This window comes from uncultured Fibrobacter sp. (assembly GCF_946062555.1).
Taxonomy (GTDB): Bacteria; Fibrobacterota; Fibrobacteria; order Fibrobacterales; family Fibrobacteraceae; genus Fibrobacter.
This window is the reverse complement of sequence record NZ_CAMGVQ010000063.1, coordinates 1-18,922: the sequence shown is the minus strand read 5'-3', so window position 1 is coordinate 18,922 and position 18,922 is coordinate 1. Positions and strand designations below refer to the sequence as shown.

18 protein-coding genes and 2 pseudogenes are annotated in these 18,922 nt (G+C 52.4%); 14 read left to right on the top strand and 6 right to left on the bottom strand.

Translation table 11 applies throughout. The features are described from left to right. Positions 1-183: 183 nt before the first annotated feature. The 5 genes and pseudogenes from Q0P86_RS14175 to Q0P86_RS14160 form a co-directional block, all read left to right on the top strand. Positions 184-645 (top strand): annotated as a pseudogene (locus Q0P86_RS14175) (type I restriction enzyme HsdR N-terminal domain-containing protein); the annotation flags it as partial. After that, a pseudogene (locus Q0P86_RS16950) lies at positions 642-842 on the top strand (DUF4357 domain-containing protein); the annotation flags it as partial. The pseudogenes Q0P86_RS14175 and Q0P86_RS16950, both read left to right, overlap by 4 nt. A 107-nt stretch (positions 843-949) precedes the next feature. Further along, positions 950-1,429, top strand: coding sequence for a DUF3990 domain-containing protein (locus Q0P86_RS14170; protein WP_295040340.1), 480 nt, complete (start codon positions 950-952; stop codon positions 1,427-1,429). Next, entirely contained in the window at positions 1,426-1,671 is a 246-nt protein-coding gene (locus tag Q0P86_RS14165; protein WP_295040338.1) for a hypothetical protein, read from the top strand. Before Q0P86_RS14170 ends, Q0P86_RS14165 begins: the two co-directional genes overlap by 4 nt. Continuing rightward, positions 1,671-1,862, top strand: coding sequence for a DUF3791 domain-containing protein (locus Q0P86_RS14160; protein ID WP_295040336.1), 192 nt, complete (start codon positions 1,671-1,673; stop codon positions 1,860-1,862). Before Q0P86_RS14165 ends, Q0P86_RS14160 begins: the two co-directional genes overlap by 1 nt. An 81-nt stretch (positions 1,863-1,943) precedes the next feature. On the opposite strand, the gene Q0P86_RS14155 is transcribed toward Q0P86_RS14160, so the two are convergent. The 4 genes from Q0P86_RS14155 to Q0P86_RS14140 all read right to left on the bottom strand — a co-directional run bounded on the left by Q0P86_RS14155 (position 1,944) and on the right by Q0P86_RS14140 (position 6,368). Next, complete coding sequence (locus Q0P86_RS14155) at positions 1,944-2,906, bottom strand: IS110 family transposase (protein ID WP_295040334.1); 963 nt, start codon at positions 2,904-2,906, stop codon at positions 1,944-1,946. Between the two features lie 277 nt (positions 2,907-3,183). Continuing rightward, positions 3,184-3,843 (bottom strand): hypothetical protein, encoded by a 660-nt coding sequence (locus Q0P86_RS14150; RefSeq protein ID WP_295040332.1) that lies wholly within the window; start codon positions 3,841-3,843, stop codon positions 3,184-3,186. A gap of 16 nt (positions 3,844-3,859) precedes the next feature. Further along, complete coding sequence (locus Q0P86_RS14145) at positions 3,860-4,531, bottom strand: hypothetical protein (RefSeq protein WP_295040330.1); 672 nt, start codon at positions 4,529-4,531, stop codon at positions 3,860-3,862. A gap of 202 nt (positions 4,532-4,733) precedes the next feature. Further along, positions 4,734-6,368, bottom strand: a complete 1,635-nt coding sequence (locus Q0P86_RS14140) for a right-handed parallel beta-helix repeat-containing protein (RefSeq protein WP_295040328.1) — start codon at positions 6,366-6,368, stop codon at positions 4,734-4,736. A 117-nt stretch (positions 6,369-6,485) separates the two neighbouring features. On the opposite strand from Q0P86_RS14140, the gene Q0P86_RS14135 reads away from it, so the two are divergent. The 3 genes from Q0P86_RS14135 (at position 6,486) to folE (ending at position 8,227) form a co-directional block, all read left to right on the top strand. Next, a complete protein-coding gene (locus Q0P86_RS14135; RefSeq protein ID WP_294115273.1) occupies positions 6,486-6,977 on the top strand; it encodes a hypothetical protein in 492 nt (163 codons plus the stop codon). A 220-nt stretch (positions 6,978-7,197) separates the two neighbouring features. Continuing rightward, positions 7,198-7,617 (top strand): hypothetical protein, encoded by a 420-nt coding sequence (locus tag Q0P86_RS14130; RefSeq protein WP_295040326.1) that lies wholly within the window; start codon positions 7,198-7,200, stop codon positions 7,615-7,617. Positions 7,618-7,657: 40 nt separating this feature from the next. Continuing rightward, on the top strand, positions 7,658-8,227 hold the full coding sequence (gene folE, locus Q0P86_RS14125) for a GTP cyclohydrolase I FolE (RefSeq protein ID WP_290996565.1): 570 nt from the start codon (positions 7,658-7,660) through the stop codon (positions 8,225-8,227). Positions 8,228-8,362: 135 nt separating this feature from the next. On the opposite strand, the gene Q0P86_RS14120 is transcribed toward folE, so the two are convergent. After that, the gene (locus Q0P86_RS14120) at positions 8,363-9,118 is read right to left on the bottom strand and encodes a fibrobacter succinogenes major paralogous domain-containing protein (RefSeq protein ID WP_291025035.1); all 756 of its coding nucleotides are present in this window, start codon (positions 9,116-9,118) and stop codon (positions 8,363-8,365) included. A 425-nt stretch (positions 9,119-9,543) separates the two neighbouring features. On the opposite strand from Q0P86_RS14120, the gene Q0P86_RS14115 reads away from it, so the two are divergent. Together Q0P86_RS14115 and glgA are read left to right on the top strand one after the other, a co-directional pair. Next, positions 9,544-10,857 (top strand): alpha/beta hydrolase, encoded by a 1,314-nt coding sequence (locus tag Q0P86_RS14115; protein WP_295040323.1) that lies wholly within the window; start codon positions 9,544-9,546, stop codon positions 10,855-10,857. 136 nt (positions 10,858-10,993) lie between these two features. Beyond that, the gene (gene glgA / locus Q0P86_RS14110; protein WP_295040321.1) at positions 10,994-12,223 is read left to right on the top strand and encodes a glycogen synthase; all 1,230 of its coding nucleotides are present in this window, start codon (positions 10,994-10,996) and stop codon (positions 12,221-12,223) included. On the opposite strand, the gene Q0P86_RS14105 is transcribed toward glgA, so the two are convergent. Beyond that, entirely contained in the window at positions 12,224-14,071 is a 1,848-nt protein-coding gene (locus Q0P86_RS14105; RefSeq protein ID WP_295040319.1) for a thioredoxin family protein, read from the bottom strand. A gap of 180 nt (positions 14,072-14,251) precedes the next feature. Between Q0P86_RS14105 and Q0P86_RS14100 the strand changes: the two genes are divergently transcribed. From Q0P86_RS14100 to Q0P86_RS14085, 4 genes are read left to right on the top strand one after another with little or no spacing between them, the layout of a single operon-like run. Further along, a complete protein-coding gene (locus tag Q0P86_RS14100; protein WP_291025043.1) occupies positions 14,252-14,863 on the top strand; it encodes a sigma-70 family RNA polymerase sigma factor in 612 nt (203 codons plus the stop codon). 9 nt (positions 14,864-14,872) lie between these two features. Further along, complete coding sequence (locus Q0P86_RS14095) at positions 14,873-17,011, top strand: gliding motility-associated C-terminal domain-containing protein (protein WP_290996555.1); 2,139 nt, start codon at positions 14,873-14,875, stop codon at positions 17,009-17,011. A gap of 17 nt (positions 17,012-17,028) precedes the next feature. Continuing rightward, complete coding sequence (locus Q0P86_RS14090; RefSeq protein ID WP_290996553.1) at positions 17,029-17,520, top strand: hypothetical protein; 492 nt, start codon at positions 17,029-17,031, stop codon at positions 17,518-17,520. A 14-nt stretch (positions 17,521-17,534) separates the two neighbouring features. Next, positions 17,535-18,839 (top strand): CCA tRNA nucleotidyltransferase, encoded by a 1,305-nt coding sequence (locus Q0P86_RS14085; protein ID WP_295040316.1) that lies wholly within the window; start codon positions 17,535-17,537, stop codon positions 18,837-18,839. Positions 18,840-18,922 lie beyond the last annotated feature (83 nt).

Below are 18,922 nucleotides of genomic sequence, written 5' to 3'. Positions count from 1 at the left end.
CGGGCGCCCGCCGGGGCGAAAAACCGGGCCGAAAGGCCCGGAACAAAGAAGGGACAGCGCCTGAATTACGATAATTTTACGCCTGAAAACGACAAATAAACCAATCTTCAGGAAAAGAATGTATTTTTAGAGGTACCCTATTATGAATATCAATTTTGTTATTTATCGGAGGCTTTAATGCAATTGGAAGTTCAAGTCAAAGGGAATAAAATATTCGCGCCTCTGAAAGACAAATGGCTTGTCAATAAGCCTGAAGAAGAAGTACGGCAGAAATACATTTGCCGCTTAGTGAATAATTATGGCTATTCCATTGAGCAAATGGCCCAAGAAATGCAGGTGACGAATTCCCAACGCGGAAAAGGCGCCGCCCGTGCCGATATTGTAATTTGGCGAAATCCGCAAGACAAAAGTGGAAATAAGTATCCGCTTGTTGTTGTCGAATGTAAAGCAGAATCAGTTTCCGTTCGTAAAGAGGATTATTATCAGGGCATGAACTATGCATCTTGGGTCCATGCCGACTTCTTTGTTACAACGAATTTGAAAGAAACGAGAATTTTCAAGATTGTAAAGGGAGAAATTCCTGATAGACTTGAAGAAGTTGTTGATATTCCCGATGCCGTAAAAGCCAACAACCAAAAAGAAATAAAGAAAAAAGAGATGCATTGCTCAAAGAATACACAATTGAAAACGGGGATAACCTGAAGTTGACATCAGACAGAACTTTTTCGAGCCCCAGCACCGCTGCAGATTTTTGCATAGGAAGTAGCAATAATGGCTGGTTGGTCTGGAAAGACAAAAACGGCCAAACTTTAGATGCTGTATATAGAAAACAGTTGGAGTAGTTAGCCTCTGCGAAAAATACGCATCATCCATACAATATTTTTTTTGAGAAATGGATATACCGAAAATTCTTTAAACAGAATGATGTATATTTAAACTGAGGTCTAATATGAAACTTTATCACGGTAGCAACATTGCGGTATCCAAGCCCGAAATTCTTGTTTCGGACAGAAAGCTGGATTTTGGAACGGGTTTCTATCTGACCTCTAGTAGCGAGCAGGCTCGAAACTGGTCTGAATTGACCGTTAAACGGAAAGGCTCGGGTAGGCCGACCGTATCTATTTTTGAATTCGACAATCAAGATTTGTCGGTCCTGAAATGTTTGCGGTTCCAACAGGCTGATGTGGATTGGCTCCGTTTTGTTTCGGCAAATAGAAAGAACGAGAATGTCCCGAACGATTATGACCTCATTATTGGACCTGTAGCAAATGACAAGACGATGCCTGTAATCTCGCTCTATTTTGCGGGCTTTTATGATGAAGAGGAGACGATCAAGAGACTTTTGCCGCAGAAGCTTCGCGACCAGTATGTTTTCCGATCCGAACTCGCTTTGCAAAAACTTATATTTGTTAAGGCGGTATCGCAATGAACAAAGTTCTTCCTTTCATTCTCGACTATTACGACCGTGAAGTCTCGCAGATGATTTGCCAGAAGTATGGCTTATCTATTATGGAAGCATACAAGAAGTTCATGTTCTCGAAGACTTACGAGATGTTGAGTAATCCTGAACTCCAGATGTGGGACTTTAGCTGTTTCGGAATTTTCGACATGTGGGAAGCGGAACAAAGGACCGGTGATCCGCGTGATTCCATTTACATTAGGAGATGCTAATGGCGAAAGAAATGGAATTTTTCAGTTTCTTGATGGAACAGTATGCTGCCTATAAAGGAACTACCGCAAACAAGATCCTTGCTCGGCTTGAAGAGAAAAAGCAAACGGATTTTGTTTACAGCATGTATGAACGGTACCATACAGAAGCGATAGAAAACGCTTTTGATGATTTAGATAAAATATTGGCATAAACAAAAAGCCCCGACTCGCAATGAGTCAGGGCTGAATTTTTTAGATCCTTCGACTTCGCTCAGGACAAACTGTAGTAAAATTCAAGGGGCAAACTGTAAAAAATTAGCGTTATACATTTGTTTTTTCGTCACAAGTGCGTATGCAGTTTTAAGGAGTTTGCAAGCAACAGCTACGAGGGCCACTTTGACCGGCTTTCCCTTGCTGACCATACGCTCATACATGGCCCTACACCGGCCATTGGACTGAATAGCGGAAACAGCACACATATAGAACTGCGTTCTCAAACGCCCGTCCCCCATCTTGGTTATGCCCCCATTCACATGGATGCTGGTTCCTGACCGCATGTTCCTTGGAGTCATCCCCAGCCACGACATGAACTGCCTGGAATCCTCAAAGCGGTTGAAATCCTCTACCTTGGCAATCAGCTTGCATGCCGACATCTTGCCCACTCCGGGAATGGAGGATATCCGCTCAACATCGTCTTTCCAAAAACTGCTCACAATCGATTTAAACCTGTCTTCTGCATCGGCAATGGCAACCTTCATCTTGGCGATAGACGCCTTGCACAGCTTCTGTGCGTCGTCCTTCAGGTCCTCTTGCTGAAGTGCATGGAAATAGTTCGTCTGAGCGGAGATTTGCTCCCGCAAAAGTTCAATCAACCCCTGCAGCCGTCTAGCTTCACGGGCTTCCTCCGACGGAACCGTCCATGCCCCGGGACTTTTCTCACGACCATATTTTGCGATGGAGAACGAATCGGACACGTCGTTCTTGCATCGACGAAGATCGCTTTGGATGAAACGCTTAATCGCAAGAGGGTTCTCGACGGAAACATGGAGTCCGCTTCCTGCAAGAAATGTCGCGCACCGCAAATGGTATGTGCCCGTAGCCTCCATAACAAACTTGGAACCATCGGGCACCCACTTTAGAAGAGCCTTGAATCCGGCGGTCGTATTCGAGAACTTCTCATGTTCCTTTTTTCCATCCTGCTCCCAGGCGGCGTCGAATGTGTCTTTTGAAATGTCTATTCCAATCCATATTTCCATACCGGACTCCTTGTTGCTATATTTAATCATGGGAAGTCTTCCCTATGTCCCATTATCCAAATTATCCGGCCTGCACGGGCCATCAAACTGTCCGGGCTTAAGGGAAGGAATGGGGCGGGTGCCTTCGTCCTGAACAGGCTTCAAAGCCTAAATGACACAGTCGGGTTACCCGTTCCACTCCCATTTTTTAAGTTTACAACAGAATAAAAAAATGTCACCCTATTAATATAGGATGACACATCGATTTGGCCGGGGAACGCCCAAAGGCATTTTCGCACTACGGTTCTAGTTTGTTGTAATTCGGAATGGGTAAATCGTAGGGCAGGATGCGGCTGTCGTCATCGCCTTGGACTTCGTTGTTGAATGCCCCGATGACGCTCATCCAGTTGTTCGTGCACTTGTCGCTAAAGATGCTCCTGCATTTTGTTTTCAGGAACTTCATGAGCATCTTTTTCTCGTTGTCGTCCAGGAACCAGACGGATTTGTTATACGAGGAGCCCAGTTCGTATTTGGGTTCCAGAAAGGAGATGCGTGCGCACTTGGTCGCGAGTCCTCGTTTCCAATGGTTGTACAGCGTAAAATAAGGCTTTTTGCCGGGGCCGGTGTCGATGACGGCGCGAAGGTCTATATTCAGATTTTTACTCCACGCCCCGTTACAGGACATCATGTTGAATTCAGAAAGTTGCAATTTGCCATCGGGCGAATAGACGTTGATTTGCCTATCGGATTCATAATCCAGATCGTTGTCGACGGGCAGGTACATGATGGAAAAACTATAGGTCGGGCAATAGAAATCTCCGCCCTTGACGAAATCCCGCAGAACTTTTTTGGCGGTGCGTAGCGATGTGAAAATTCCCAGGTCATGGTCAACGGTATCATAGCCCCGTCCATTCGGCAGTATCGTTGCCGCCAGCTGATAAATGTATCGTCTTCTCATAGTACCTCACTTTTGTTTAAAAACTCAATGTATATCTCACTTCGAATTGTTCCGGTTTCATGCGGACAATGTCGTGGAAGGTGTAGAGGCTCGATTCGCTGTCGTAGAGGAGCGAGTCGAGTTCCCAGGTGACATCGTCTTTGACGAACTTGTCGACGAGCAGCATTTGTTTCCAAGGGGGAACGAGGTAGACCTTGTGGCGTTCGGGGTTGTGTTCGTTCGTGCTTGAGCAGATGTTGATGGAGCCCCAGTTGGCGTACCAGAAAAGCAGATCGCTGATGTATTCGTGTTCACCGGGAATGTCCCAGTCGTTCGCAGGGCAGATTTCCGATTCGAGTTCGTATTCCCTGTACCATTTGTGATTTTGCGCAGTAAGTGCGGCGATGTCCCTTTTGGTCGCCTCGAAGGTGCGAGCGATGCTCCGGTGCAGTTCCCTAAAACGCTGGTCGAGTTCGATGAGCTTTTTCATGTTCGCGTAGGTCCAGCGGAATTCCTTGTTCAGTTTTTCGTGGCGGTCCTTCAGGAATTCGGTGTGGATTCTGGTTTCGAAAAGTTCCTGTTCGAGCCTGTTTTGGGGCTTTTCCTTTTTCCATTTCTCGACACAGCCGCGCTTGCGGCCGTTATCGAAGTCGCGGTAGAAATTCCGAAGGATGTCCCACTTCGGTGTACCTGAAAGATCCCTTGCCATATTGGTCCCCGTTTGGATTTTTTTGCAATATCCGTTATTGTCTAAAAATAGATAATGACTGCGACAAATATTGTCCTGTTTTATGCGCTTTTTTCAACGAAAAAAGCGGCCTCAACATCTAAAAGGACCGCTTTGTAATGTGTTTTTTAGGAGTAATTAAAGTTTGAGGAATTCTTTTTCAGAAAAATCCGTTTTGCAGAACCTAGAACATCACGCGATAGCGAATCTGCTTTTCATGGTGACGGCCATTTAGGTCGCGGTAGCCTTTCAAATGATTGGGGTGTACCGGCATCTCGTTACCAAGGGACTTTTGCGGCATGATGCGGCTTGTTCCAGAAGAAGATTCTGCGGTAGAACTACTCGACGTCGCCGAGTTGCTCGACATCCCGTATTCGAATGCGCCGAGGTCGGGGGCCTTGCCCGCAAACGGGAATCCGAGATCTTCGCCCTTGTCAATCGCGCGGCTCCCTTTCTTGAGTTTCAAGAAGCCCACGTCGGGTATGCTTCCGTCGGCATTGCGCGGTCCCAAGATTCCCGGAATCGTCGAGAGGTCCTTGCCTGTCACGGTCATGCTCGGGTCATCGAGACTCTCAAAATCGTCGACCGTCAGGTCAAGATTCAGGTTCCAGGTGTTGTTCTCACCGGCGGGGCATTCCACATAACGGTCGATGTTCTGGCTCGGTATATACTCCCAGCATTCCCCGACTTGAGAATTCCTGTTCGGGAAGGCGATGTTGTTCTTGAGCACGTGCGCGTTGTTGCCGGTGAGGGGCGCCACCTCGGCAATGCGGTTCCCCTGCGAATCAAAGAGCGTAGATGCCATGGCGAATTCGCGGTCCTTGTTCATGTACGACGTGTTATTGAGCCACTTGCTGCCCACGCCGGTGTAGTTCGCGTAAAAGCCCGTCGCCTTGTTTTTCCAGGCGACGCAGAACTTGATGGTATGCCGCCCGCCACCGAGGGTGCTCTCGCCCATCTTGATGCCGTGCCCGTTGCCGTTCTTCGGGTTTCCAAGTCCATAGTCGCTGTAGCCGTTCCCCATGGCGTAGCAGTTCTCCAGCACCACGGGAAATTCCTGGTTGATGAAGTCGAAACCGTCGTCGCTGTTCCACCAGGCGCGGCACCCGATGAACTTGGTGGTATCGCCCTCGCCCGGCTTCTGGTAATGCGCGCCGAAGCCGTCGGCGTTTTCGCCGTCGCCTTGCCAGCCCAATGGGTCGTAGTTGTCGTGGGCGTCGCAGTTCAAGAAGATGTGTCCGCCGCCATCCGGCACGCCGTCGTTCGCGAAGAATCCGGGGCCAGCGTTATGGTGGCTGTCAATCTGCTCCAAGAAAATGTGCTTGCTCGCATACAGGAAAATTCCGGAATTGGAATTGTGTATCATGGGCGTATTGCGGACCTCGAAACCCTTCAGGTGAAGGTACTTTGCCGCAATCACGATAGGCGAGGTGTACATCGCCCCTTCGGGGGTACCGTCGCTATGCTCTCCGCCTGCGGCCACGGGGAGGTTTGCCGCGTCAAAAATCGGACGTTCGCCAGGATAGGCCAGGTAATGGATGCGGTTGTCGTCGCTTTCTCCGCTCGCGGTCAATAGGATGCCCGCCGTCATCTTGTATCGCGAATAAAAGACCGTATCGTGCAGGTCGTAAATACCACCGCGAATCCAGACGGTATCGCCCGCATGCACTACGGCATTCGCCTTGTTGAGCGTCGCGAAGGGCTTGTCTTTAGAACCCGCGTTGCTATCGCTGCCGTCGGTCGCCACGTAGTAAACGGCACCGAACGCCTGCACCGCCGCTAGGGCGAACCCCAATGTCAATAAGAACCTTGCTCCCATAAAACCTCGCTGTCAGGTTGTTTCCGGATTTTCGTTGGTCCGGCAGCCTTGTTCTAATATACTTAATTCCGAGCCGGCGTCGCTCAAATTTTGTACCTTTTACGCAGAGATTGAAATATGTCAGAACAAATTTTAACTCGTGAATCCTTAATTGAATTTTTCGGTGAACAGGAATATGAAAAAATTTGCCGCCACGAGGCTGGCCACGCGCTGATCGCGATCCTGTTCAAACGCCCCGTCGATTACGTCAAAATCAACAACTCCAAGGAAAAGCCGAGTGTCACTCGTATGCCGGGGAACTCGCTCGAAGGGTCTGCCCACATCGCTATTGCTGGACACGTGGCGGATTTCCTGTTCCGCAAGAATTTCGCCTGCGACCTCGACACCGTCATGAAGGAACTCCCGATGGAACTTTACCGGAGCGATCCGGACTACCAGAGTTTCCAGGCATCCTGCTACTACTACCAGCTTTCTGAAGCGAATGTCGTCGAGCAGGTGTACAACCTGATGATGGCCTGCAAAAAGCAACTTACCGCGATTGCGACCGCCTTGAATGAAAAGACGAACTTGAGCAATGCGGACCTCGTTGCGATTGTGAGTGCGAAGTAGCGACCATTCGGTATGCCAAGGTCGGTAAACTTGGCACAATGTTATGGGCTTGACAAATCGTCCACGCTATTTTCGACGCGGATTTTATTTTTCCTGCGACAGGATGTATATTTAGTGTGGGTTGTTTAAATAAGGGTTGTTTATGCTTAAAAGCATTTTACGGACTGCGGCAGTGGCCGCTTCCTTCTCCATGGTTTCGTTATCGGCGTGAGTTTCGCCGGTGCTGGCCGAAACGCTTCCGACTGCAAATGAGATGTTTGCGAAGATGGGCTTCGGCATCAACATCGGTAATACGATGGAAGTGCCTGTCAATCCCACATGGTGGGGCAACAAGTTGGACATTCTGAATATTATGCGTCACGCTTATGGCCTTGACGATTACGTGAACAATGGAATTACGCATATCGATGACTTTGGAGGTCCGACCGGAATCGAGCCGCGTTCGGTGTCTGCCAGGGTGAATCTCGGACGCATTGTCCGCGTGGGTAACCGCCTGGAATCTGGTGGCGACATCGCCTTGCTCGATATGAACGGTGCGCTGGTGCGTCGAGGAACGCGGAGTCTTTCGCTGGAAAATCTTCCGCTGGGTGTCTATTTCGCCAAGGGGCAGGGTTCTTGGGTGAAGGTGAATATACGGTAGGCTGCAACGCAAGGGTCTTGTTTTTGTTATCTTTCGCCCCATGATGAATTTCAAGAAAATGGAAGACGGCTTCCGGATGATTCTGGAAGGCATGGGCGAGGACCCGAACCGCGAAGGCCTTGTCGATACGCCCAAGCGTGTCGCGAAGATGTACGCCGAACTGATGACGGGCCTTTCGGGCGAAACCCGTGCCGAAGACATTCTTAAGACTCGCTTCCATGAAAAGTACGACGAAATGATCATCGTGCCGGATATCCAGTTTGCGAGCATGTGCGAACACCATTTTCTGCCGTTCACGGGCAAGGCTCACGTGGCCTACATTCCGGGCGACTGCGTGGTGGGTCTTTCCAAGATTCCGCGTGTGGTGGAATTCTACGCACGTTTCCCGCAGATCCAGGAACGCATGACGCGCCAGATTGCAGAACTTATCCAGAAGGAACTGAACCCGAAGGGTGTCGCGGTTGTTTTGGAAGCGTCGCATATGTGCATGACGATGCGCGGTGTGAAAAAGCCCGGTGCAACGATGGTGACCACCCAGCTTTTGGGCCGATTCAAGACCGACGAAAAGACCCGCGCCGAATTCATGTCGCGCATTTACGCGCCGCGGTAAAGCTCGCCGGGCGGCAAGTCGCGACTCGTCAGGAATTGGCTTAAACAAGAAACCTTCCCGTTTTGCGGGAAGGCTTTTCTTTTCTCGTGTCCGTCGAATTCAGAAGGTGAATTCAGGCAACGTGCGTGTAACGCCTTAGGCGTTCTTGACGCAACGGACCGAAATGGCATCGGATCTGTAGACGCCTTCGATATCCATGGAGTTTTCGGTAAGGCTCAGGCGGTACGCATTCGACTTGCCGTATTCGTCCTTGCTCCAGAAACGGGCACGCTTGCCGAACTGGCAGTAGGTGCCGTTGTCGAAACGGTAGCCGGCCGGAAGAGCGAAGAAACCGACGCTGTCTTCGCCCGGACGCTGCCAGCAGCATTCGGCGCGAAGCTCGATGCCGTTCGATTCTTCGGGGAAGTTGCTCATCAGGGTTTCCCATTCCTTGAGGCTCGGGATGTGCCAGCCTTCCGGAGCAATGCCCTGGTAGTTGTCTTCCTTGATCTTGTGGTATATGTCGAAATCTTTTGCCGGGGACTGTTCCGAGAATTCAGGCGGAATGTTCAGGGCTGAGGTCCAGGTGTAGAGTCTTCCGAATTTGGCGACATTCTGTTCTTCGTTCCCCGGGGCGAAACTGTTTTCCGCCTTGAAACGCAGGTTCTCGGCCATCCATACCTGTTGACCGATTTTGACTGTACGGTAAGTTTCCCCGTCGCGAGCGTCAGTGAAGGTCCCGTACTTGAATGTTTCGGTGTTCTTGGCGAGGCAATCTTCGTAAGAGGTGTTGTTCTGCGCTTCGGGGGCTTCGCGCTTTGCAGCCTTGCTGACCTTGACGCCAATGCGGAATGCCGCGGTGACGACGATGGCGAGGGCGATTAAATTGAAAATGATGAAGGAAGTGTGCATATTTTGTCCTTTCTTAAGGTTGTACTAAATGTAATAACTTTTTTTTGCTGTTTGCAAAAATGGTTTTCCCTATAACGGGTAAACGATCGATACGATAAAGATGTTCGCGGCCAAGATGATGAAGTTCATCGGAAGCCCGATCTTGAATGAATGTATCGGGAGTGGCGATTATCGGAATGATTCCGACGGCGAGGCGGAAAAGTCCGCAAGTCGTGGTCGCGAAAATGTTCAGCAGTGTCCCCGAGGAAAACGACATCGTTTGTATTCTCAAATTTACAACTTTTGGGGAGGTTTGCAACCGAGACCCTTATTGACAAATCGCCAATGGCGCTTGGATTTTTTGTCCATGGGAAAAATCTCCGGGGTGCTTTTTTTTTGCTTTTTTCCAAGGTATCTTTATATCGGTGTTGGAAAAAGGAGTCACAATGAAAACGATGTTCTTTAAGAATTTGGCAAGGGGCTTTGTGATAGCGGGTGCTGTCATGGCCTTAGTGAGCTGCGACAGTTCTACTGCTGCGAACGACAATCAGAATACTGCAAATCCGACAGCGGCTTCCCCCGCGACGGATAATCCTGCCAATCCCGGCGATCCTACGAATCCGACCGATCCTGCAACGGATCCGGCCCAGGGTGGTGCTGACGATCCGGCTTTGAATCCGGCCGATTCCGCTCAGCAGGGAACGGATTCTCTCGTTAATCCGGATGACCCTTGGGCGGACCCTTGTGTGGCCTCTAGCTTGCCGAACGCTTGTGGCGACGAACCCGTTCATGGTATGATAGACACGATTTTGACGTCAGTATCCAGCGGATCCGAAGGCATCGCTGATCCTGTTCCGCTTTCCAGTTCCAGCGCTAGCGAAATTCCGGCAAGCTCGGCGGCCGAAGTTTCTTCTTCCAGCGAAGAAGCGAAGCCCGCCGTGCCTAAAATTTTCCTCGCGAACGACAAGGAAGAAGAAAAGAATTACATGGAAGTCGAGTACAAGACGAATACCGGCTGGGATGGGGAAGGAATCCTCGCGTACCCCAAGCGCTTGACCGACAATCCGGACCAGAAACACGCCGTCGTGGTATGGGGCCCCGGTGGTGGTACAAAACCGAGTGCTTACGAAGGCATGATTCGTAGACTCGCTTCCCACGGCTTTGTGGTGGTTGCCCTCAAGGAATCTCCGGGCAATGCGACCCAGGCTATCAAGGCTCTCGACTGGTTGGATGGGCTGAACAAGGATTCGAATAGTCCGTTGTTTGGCAAACTCGACATGAATATGGTCGGTTGCTCGGGCCACTCTATGGGCGGTCTTGAATCCGAACAGGCCCTCATCAAGGACAGGCGCGTGCTTACCGCATTCCTCAACAACAGCGGAGACTGGGACGGTGTCGGAGCCATGAAGGTGGCGGCCGACCGGACTATAGCTATCCTCTACGGTGAAGGCGGCATGGAACGCGGCAACGCCGAGAACGATTATAACAACGCAAACGTCAAGGCACCTGCATGCCTTATCCAGATGACGGGTGGCAAGGGTACCGAATGCTACGAAGTCGCTCCTGGCCGCAGGGAATGCGGTTACGGTCACGGTTCCGGTTCCTGGGACGGCATGGCCGCTACGGTTGCCTGGATGCGCTGGCACCTCGGTGGCGAGGAATGGCGCAAGGCGGACTTTGTCGGCACCAGCGGCAAGTATATCGACGGCAACATTGCCGGCCACGATGGCAAGTGGAAAGGCCAGTGCAAGAACTTCTAAGAATTTCCACACTCACTCCTTACACCCCGTCCGAATGGGCGGGGTGTTTTCCTTAAGAATGCCTTGCCATCCTTTTTGCTTTTTTTATAATTATTGATGAAAACAAACCACTCTTTACTCCTAACCGACTACTATTATGAACGCTGCAATTTTGACGAACGAATTCCCGCCTGAAATTTATGGCGGTGCCGGTATCCACGTGAAGTTCCTGACGCAGGAACTTGCAAAGCTTTGCCACATCGAGGCGCGCTGCTTTGGCGTGCAGAACGTGGACGAAAATAACATCCACGCGCTCGGCTTTTCGCGCAAGCTCGGGCTCAACCCCGAAGACGACCGCTTCCAGAAAATTTTCAAGCCGCTCGATATCGACCTCCAGTGGGCGGCCTCGCTCAAGGATATCGACGTGATCCATTGCCATACGTGGTACAGCCACTTTGGCGGCGTGCTCGCTAGCCGTCTTCTGCAGTGTCCGTTGATTCTCACGACGCATTCGCTGGAACCGCACCGTCCGTGGAAGGCGGAGCAGCTGGGTGACGGCGGTTACGCCATGAGTTGCTGGATCGAACGCACCGCTTACGAAACTGCCGACGGCGTGATTGCCGTGAGTGAAGGCATGAAACGCGACGTGATGAAGCTTTACGGAGTCCCCGAAGATCGCGTGAAGGTGATTTACAACGGTATCGATCCGGACTTTTATGCTCCGACTTTCGACGAAAAAATCCTCGAAAAGTGGGGAGTCGACCCGAAGCGTCCGTATGTACTGTTCGTGGGCCGCATCACGCGCCAGAAAGGCATCAGCCAACTGATCCAGGCGATTCCGCAGATCGACAAGAGCGCCCAGGTGGTGCTCTGCGCCGGTGCTCCGGATACTATCGAACTTGCCGACGAGTGCAAGGCCCTGATTGAAGGTGTGCAGAAGACCCGCGACGGCGTCGTCTGGATTCAGGAAGCCATACCGCATGAAGAACTCCGCGTGCTTTACAGCCATGCGACCGTGTTCGCGACACCTTCGCTCTACGAACCGTTCGGCATCATCAACCTCGAAGCCATGAGCTGCGGTACTCCGGTGGTGGGCTCTGCGGTGGGCGGCATTCCCGAAATCATCGTGGACGGCGAAACCGGATTCCTGGTTCCGCTCAAGGCGAAATCCGAAACGGATTTTGAACCGGCCGACCCGAAGGCTTTCCAGGCCGACTTTGCGAATAAGCTCAACAAGATCCTCGGAAATCCGGAACTGGCGAAGAAAATGGGCGAAGTCAGCCGCAAGCGCGCCATCGACGTGTTCAGCTGGAAGTCGATCGCCCAGCAGACCTTCGACTTCTACCAGGAATGCATCGACCGTTATAAGCGCGAAGGCAGGCGGTAGTTACTTTCCTACAATTTTCTCCACAATCGCTGCTGTCGTGAGCAATTCCGGCAGCACGATTTTTTTATTGGCATCGCCTGCGGGGAAAATAGCATAAGCGGGCACGCCCGATTTTCCCATGCTGTGCAACAGGGCGTTCACCTCGGGGGTTTCGCGGGTCCAGTCGGCTTTCACGAGGGCGACACCGAGGCTGTCCATGGCATGGCGGAATTCGTCACGGTTGAGGACTGCGGCTTCGTTCGTCTTGCAGGTGAGGCACCAGTCGGCGGTCGCATCGATGAACACGGTGCGTTTCGCCTTCGCGAATTCTTCGATGAGCGCGGGGCTGTAACGGTACCAACCGTCGGCTGTCATCTGTTCCTGCATACGGGCGTTAAAGTGTTCCGTAGCGGCTGCATCGTATGGCGGGGCGATGACTGCAAACCAGACGGTCGCAATAACAACGATGCTTCCTCCGAGGGTTATGAGTTCGCGTTTAAAGGCGGCTCCCGGCGGCGCGAATTTCCCGACAATAAAGCTTCCTCCGATGCTTGCCGCCACGACAACGGCGAACATCCCGACGCCTGCCATTCCCGCCTGCTCGTTCACAAGCCAAAGGAGCCATGCGACGGTCGCGAGGAGCAATACGCCCATCACCTTTTGCAGGCGAACCATCCACGCTCCCGGTTTCGGGAATACCTTGAGGATTTTCGGGAAGGCGCTCACGAGTATGTAGGGGAGGGCAAGCCCGAGACCCGCCGCCGTAAAGAAAAGGAACAGCACCGGGGTGCTGGCGGTGAAGGCGAATCCCATGGCGGTGCCGAGGAAGGGCGCCGAACAGGGTGTACTTAAAAGAACGAGCAGTGCGCCGGTAAAGAAGGCTCCGGCGAGTCCTGCCTTGTGTCCCGCGGCATCCATCCTGGTGGTGGCGTTCCACGGAAGCCAGATTTCAAAGATGCCGAAGAAACTCATGGCGAATGCGGTCAAAATCACCACCATGAAGGCGATGAAACCTGCGCTCTGGAATTGCATGCCCCAGCCCGCGGACCCGCCGCCGGCCTTGACGGCGGCGACGACGGCGGCCAGCACCCAAAAACTCACGAGGATTCCCGCCGTCGTGGCTCCTCCCAAGGCGAGGAGCCGTCCGCGACTTTCACCTGCCTGCTTAATCAGGCTGAACAACTTAAGAGAAAGCACCGGCAGCACGCACGGCATCAGGTTCAGGATAATTCCGCCGATAAAAGCGAAGAACAACAGCGCCAATACCCCGGCGCGGTTCTCCGAAGCAACGCTGCCGCGGTCCCCCGACGCAACACTGCTGCGGTCCCCCGATGCATTCCCCTCTACCTCAGAGTCGTTTTTTTTTGCGGTCCCGTCCAAAGAACCGTTATCGGTTGCGCCCTCTATGGTAAACTTGCTGGCCGATTTCGCGGCGGTCCCGCTCCCGGCAGATTTCCCGTCAAGCCGGATCGTCTTGCTTGCCGGTGCCAAGCAAATCGAATTGTCGCACGCCTGGTAGTGGAACGTCACCTCGGTTCCGAGGCTGTCGTAGCCCGCTTCCGAACCGTCACCGTTCTTCGCGACGCCTTTTACCGGTATTTCGACGGCGAACGTCCCGCGGAATGTCAGGATTTCAAGTTCCAGCGCCTCGTTGTATTCCCGGATGGGGGCAGGCCACTCGGCATCGCCGAATTCTATTCCTTCCGCCTTGACTTCAATCGAGGAGGGTTTCAGGAATTCGTCGGTCACCTTGTTCGCGTTCACGTGCCACTTGTCCGGCACGGTAATGCTTACGGTTATTTTTCCCCCGTCCTTCAGCGCTCCGGCGCTATATTCCATGAGCATGTCCGGAGGCGGCATCGAGTTCATGTTGAACTCTTCCGCTTGCACGGATTGTGGATAAATTGTGCAAAAAAGGAACAAAATAAAAAAAGTGGCGGATTCTTGCAAACAGTTGTTTGCAAAATGACGATTTTTCTTTTTTATATCTTTTATTTTCATAAATTTATTCTTAACTGAAAGATTGCTGTCGAAATTCCGGTTTGTGAAATGTCCAAATCAAGAATTTTAACAGAACAGCCTTCCAATTGGGTAGAAAAGGTGTGGCGCAAGAATGCTACTCAAATTTACAAACTCTGCTGCGCCCGGAGTAAGGATACCGACCACGCGAAGGATCTTTTTCAAGAGGTAGCCCTTCGATTCTGCCGATCGGCGAATGTCCTCGATCATGAAAAACCCATTTTTCCCTGGTTTATGACGGTTATCCGGAATACGCATCGCGATCTCCACCGCAAGAACCGCCGAATAGTCCGCCTTACGGATGTCATGGAATCCGGGGCAAAGTATTCTGCAGGGAAAATCGAGCGTGAAATATGCGAGAACCGTCGCTTCCTTTTTGTGCGTAACCAGCTAGACAAGTTGATGAAGCCTCTCACCGCAGCCGAGAAAATGGCGGTGGAGTTCTCGAGCATTGGCGGAATACGTGCCGAGGAGGCGAGTCTCTTTTGCGGCACGGACAAGGGTACATTCTTCAAGCGGAAGGCGTCGGCATTCAAAAAAATGCGCGAGAAGCGCGATATCTACCTGTCGTTATTGAAAAAGAGCGATTCTGCAAGCCCAAAATTAGAAGACTTGCTCGCGCGTGCGAGTGAATTTTCGTAATTTTAAAGGGTGAAGTTTTCGCTAATTGCAATCGTGCTTATATTTACGGTTCAGCTGTTCGCCGCTGACCGTTGGGGAGCCTTTTCCGACCCGTTCCCCATTTATGATGTTGCTCCCTATGGTGACAACGGAATCATGCTCGCGACCGACGGGGGACTCCGTTTTCGCACCTTGGAGGGCGACCGTGTTTTTCTCTCGCACGACGGCCTGGAAACGTCGGCATTCTATTCTGTCGTTTCCTCTCCGCTAGGGACATTCGCCGTTTCCGAATATGGTATCGTGGTGGCCATCAATGGCGATGGCAACACGTGGCGCGTCCTGAACCGTTCCTATGTCAAGAATAATGTCCGTGCGGTTCCCCGCGGGGCCGTTCTGGGAAAGAACATCCTGGTTATCGCGTTCGAAGACCGTCTTGCCTTTTTTGACCTTTTCAAGTCGACATCGCTCCTGACCGTCGAACGGATCGGTAACTATCCGCTGCAGATGAACCCGCTACGGCAACTGGCTGTACACGGGGACTCTCTTTATGTCAAGACGGAACGGGCATCCTATTCCCGCGTCATGGACTGGGATAATCTGGCCTCGGACATTCACCTTAGCGATGCCGCTTCCTGGAACCTGCTCGCAGCGGAAAATGCAGTTCCCGAGTTCGCACCGTGGGATTCTACCAAGGTTGTTGCGGGTGAAGAGATCCTGACGGAATCGTTCCTGTTCGATAATAACGGTTGCCGTGTCCGCTGGACCGTGCGTTCGAAGGACGGGTATTTCCTGGTGGGGCCTTACACGATTCTGTTCTTGCATGACCAGGGAACTCCGAGAATTGTGGAGTTGCCTTACGAGCGCTACACCTTGGGCGAGGCCTACGAACTTCAGGCTATGCCTATGGGCGGAATCCTTGCCGCTTCTGTTGACGGAAAGATTGGCTATGCCAAAACGACGGGCTGGCGTGAGCCCGAATATGTCTTTGGCGGACTGGGGAACGGCATTAATGCCTATTCGGCTAGGATGAAGGTTTTGTCGGTTCTTCCGGACGGGACGGTGTTCAACCATATATGGGGCTTTGTTTACCAGATTTTTTCCCATTGGGGAACGGAGCTGGAGTATTCCTTTAAACCGACAGACGGGTACTGTTTTGATAACTATCTCGAGAATTTCCCCATTTCCCAGTTTGTGGTTCCCGCTCCCGATAATTCGGGATTCCTGACGGCGACGGGGAGCAACTCCGGCTACAGCATCGTTTACTTTACCAAGAATGGCGATGTCCGCTGCGCGAAGAATATCGGTAAGGAGCCGGTGCCCGGTCCGATGTACGCGACGGTCGACGAGAACGGTTCCTGGGTCATCTACGTGGCAAGCAAGCAAGGGACAGCCCTTGCCGACTTGGGCGGCGTGGATATGTACGTGTTTCCTGCCCCAAGGTCGAATGGTGGGGAACTTTCGAATGGGACTTCCAAGACTTTCAGGGGAATTAATCCTGCTCCCCTGGACATGGTTTACGACTCGGTCAAAAAACGCCTCTGGATAGTTTCTATGTCGAACCTGGCGTATCTTGATACCGATCGCGATAGCTTGATCGTTCCGTCTTCTACAAACGGTCTTCGCGGTGTCGAGTATACATCGATCGATGCGGATGTCCATGGGAATATCTGGGTGGGCACTACGGGCCACGGGGTATACCGCCTGACTCAAAAGAAGTCGTCTCCGGACACGCTTTCGGTTGTCAATTATAATTCCCGTAACGGCCTGCTCAGCGACAATGTTTCCGACATAGCGATTGATGCCGTCGATGGTATCGCCTGGTTTGCGCACGAAAGGGGAATCAGTTACTACCAGCGCAACGACCTCAAGGATGCGAGTGCGAACTTGACGGATTCGACTCGGGTTCTGTTCCGGGCTTATCCGGTTCCCTTCAGGCCCAAGGAGCACGCCTTCTTCATTATCGAGGGGTTCACGGAAAATGCCGTCGTGAGCATCTATAACCGCGGCGGGGCGCTCATTCGGACCTTTAAGGGCGACGATGTCCTGGGAGGTCGCCTTGAGTGGAACGGTAGGGACAAGAACGGCAAGCTCGTGGCTCCGGGCGTCTACTATTATGTTGTCAATAACGGCCCCAAAAAGAAGAAGGGCAAGTTTATCATCGTTCATTAGTTTTGAAGAGGTCTTTCATGAATCGTCTTGTGTTTTTGATGTCCGTTGCCGCTGTGGCCGCGGTAGCGACTTTGGTCGGCTGCGCGGGTGAACGCCAGGGCCTTGTTTGCGACGAGATGGAATACCGTCTGAATACCATGACCTATTCGCCGGACCAGCGCGCCTACGCCGAAGAGGAACTGCGCGTCTGCCGCGAGCAGGAAGCCGAGAAAAAGGCGGCGGGCGCTGCGACGCGCCAGAGCATCTATGACCGCTTCGCCGCATCGGATTCTTCAAAATCCAGGTCCGCTGCCGCAGACAATTCGAATGGTTCAGCCTCCGAAAAGGCATCCGGTGCAAGCGATGACGTCTCCGTCTCCGAGGCGCTCAAGGATTCCTCGGGCGAAAAGACGGTGAGCATCTATGACCGTTACAAGAACCTAGAACCTTCTGCGGAAAACGCCCCGGCTGAAAACGCTGCTGAAACTGCGGCGGACACCTCCGCGGCCGATGTCGGAAACTTTCAGTAAGGTGAATGCTGTAAATGGCAAAAATTCAGACTCTTGCCGGTGAATGGTTCGAACCGGATTTGCCGGGGCGCCTCCTCAAGATTGCAAACGATATCCGCGAAGCGGGTGGCCGCGCCTATTTGGTGGGCGGCTGGGTCCGCGACGCTCTTTTAGGCAAGTCCTGCCGCGATTACGACGTAGAAGTCTACGACATGGCGCAGGATGCGCTGGTCCCGATTCTTTCGAAGTACGGCCGCACGAATCTGGTCGGCAAGGCGTTCGGCGTCATTCACCTCGCCATGAAGGGGCTTTCGCTCGACTTCTCCTTCCCGCGTACCGAAAGCAAGGTCGGCTACGGGCACCGCGGCTTCGTGGTGCATACCGACGAAAAACTCAGCTTCAAGGAAGCGGCCCTCCGCCGCGATTTTACCATCAACGCCATGGGCATGGAACTGCCGGATCTCACGCTCTGCGATCCGTACGGCGGTATCGATGACCTGAAGACGCATACGCTGCGTCATGTGGGGCCTGCCTTTGCCGAAGACTCCCTGCGCATCTTGCGCGGAGTGCAATTTGCAAGCCGCTTCGGTTGCACGCTTGCACCTTCTACGGTGGAACTCTGCCGCACGCTTTCGCTGGACGACCTTTCTGTGGAACGCCTGTTCGAGGAATTCAAAAAGTGGCTTTTAAAGCCGGGCAAGCCTTCTCTTGGCCTCAGGGCATTTTTGGATATCAAGCTCGACGAATATTTCCCCGAAATCCGTCCGTTCGAAAGTTCCTGGGACGCGCTTGACGATGTCCTCGACAGCATGGCTTCGCTGCGCGATGCCTGCCTTGCGGGAAATGGCCCCTGCTCCCTTTCGGAAGCGCAGACGATGGAATTCGCCTTCGCGGCGCTTCTTGCGGGTAGCGCCGATTCCTCGCTCAAGTTCCTTGAACGCATCACGAATGAGGTACATCTCCTGAAGGTTGTCCCGCCGCTCCTGAAATCGTTCTGCGAAATCGCCCCTTCGATTGTGGAAGACACTCCTGCCCTCCGCCGCCTCGCGGTAAAGCTCGGCGGCCTGAAGCTCCTTTGCCTGCTGGTCCAGTGCGCCCCTCGCGAATTCTTCGCGACCGACCGTGACTTCGCCGAAAAACTCTGGCGCTCCGCCGCTGAATACGACCTGCTCGAAGCGGCTCCGCAGCCCTACCTTACGGGCAAGATGCTTATGGACCTGGGCGTTAAACCGGGAAAACAAATGGGCGACATCATCAAGAAAAGTTTTGAACTGCAACTCGACGGCAAGATTGCGAATGCCGAAGCCGCCCTCGCCTGGGCGAAAGAGATTATTGCCTAGCCATTCTCGATGCTGCCTCCAAATTTACCTATAAAAAGGGGAGAAAAGAGACTTTTATAGGTAAGCGGAATATTCTTTTTTCT

What these genes read in the sequence shown, in the direction of transcription:
- Q0P86_RS14170 (WP_295040340.1), top strand. Translation starts at nt 950, where the DNA reads ATGAAACTTTATCACGGTAGCAACATTGCGGTATCCAAGCCCGAAATT.
- Q0P86_RS14165 (WP_295040338.1), top strand. Translation starts at nt 1,426, where the DNA reads ATGAACAAAGTTCTTCCTTTCATTCTCGACTATTACGACCGTGAAGTC.
- Q0P86_RS14160 (WP_295040336.1), top strand. Translation starts at nt 1,671, where the DNA reads ATGGCGAAAGAAATGGAATTTTTCAGTTTCTTGATGGAACAGTATGCT.
- Q0P86_RS14155 (WP_295040334.1), bottom strand. Translation starts at nt 2,906, where the DNA reads ATGGAAATATGGATTGGAATAGACATTTCAAAAGACACATTCGACGCC.
- Q0P86_RS14150 (WP_295040332.1), bottom strand. Translation starts at nt 3,843, where the DNA reads ATGAGAAGACGATACATTTATCAGCTGGCGGCAACGATACTGCCGAAT.
- Q0P86_RS14145 (WP_295040330.1), bottom strand. Translation starts at nt 4,531, where the DNA reads ATGGCAAGGGATCTTTCAGGTACACCGAAGTGGGACATCCTTCGGAAT.
- Q0P86_RS14140 (WP_295040328.1), bottom strand. Translation starts at nt 6,368, where the DNA reads ATGGGAGCAAGGTTCTTATTGACATTGGGGTTCGCCCTAGCGGCGGTG.
- Q0P86_RS14135 (WP_294115273.1), top strand. Translation starts at nt 6,486, where the DNA reads ATGTCAGAACAAATTTTAACTCGTGAATCCTTAATTGAATTTTTCGGT.
- folE (WP_290996565.1), top strand. Translation starts at nt 7,658, where the DNA reads ATGATGAATTTCAAGAAAATGGAAGACGGCTTCCGGATGATTCTGGAA.
- Q0P86_RS14120 (WP_291025035.1), bottom strand. Translation starts at nt 9,118, where the DNA reads ATGCACACTTCCTTCATCATTTTCAATTTAATCGCCCTCGCCATCGTC.
- Q0P86_RS14115 (WP_295040323.1), top strand. Translation starts at nt 9,544, where the DNA reads ATGAAAACGATGTTCTTTAAGAATTTGGCAAGGGGCTTTGTGATAGCG.
- glgA (WP_295040321.1), top strand. Translation starts at nt 10,994, where the DNA reads ATGAACGCTGCAATTTTGACGAACGAATTCCCGCCTGAAATTTATGGC.
- Q0P86_RS14105 (WP_295040319.1), bottom strand. Translation starts at nt 14,071, where the DNA reads ATGAACTCGATGCCGCCTCCGGACATGCTCATGGAATATAGCGCCGGA.
- Q0P86_RS14100 (WP_291025043.1), top strand. Translation starts at nt 14,252, where the DNA reads ATGTCCAAATCAAGAATTTTAACAGAACAGCCTTCCAATTGGGTAGAA.
- Q0P86_RS14090 (WP_290996553.1), top strand. Translation starts at nt 17,029, where the DNA reads ATGAATCGTCTTGTGTTTTTGATGTCCGTTGCCGCTGTGGCCGCGGTA.
- Q0P86_RS14085 (WP_295040316.1), top strand. Translation starts at nt 17,535, where the DNA reads ATGGCAAAAATTCAGACTCTTGCCGGTGAATGGTTCGAACCGGATTTG.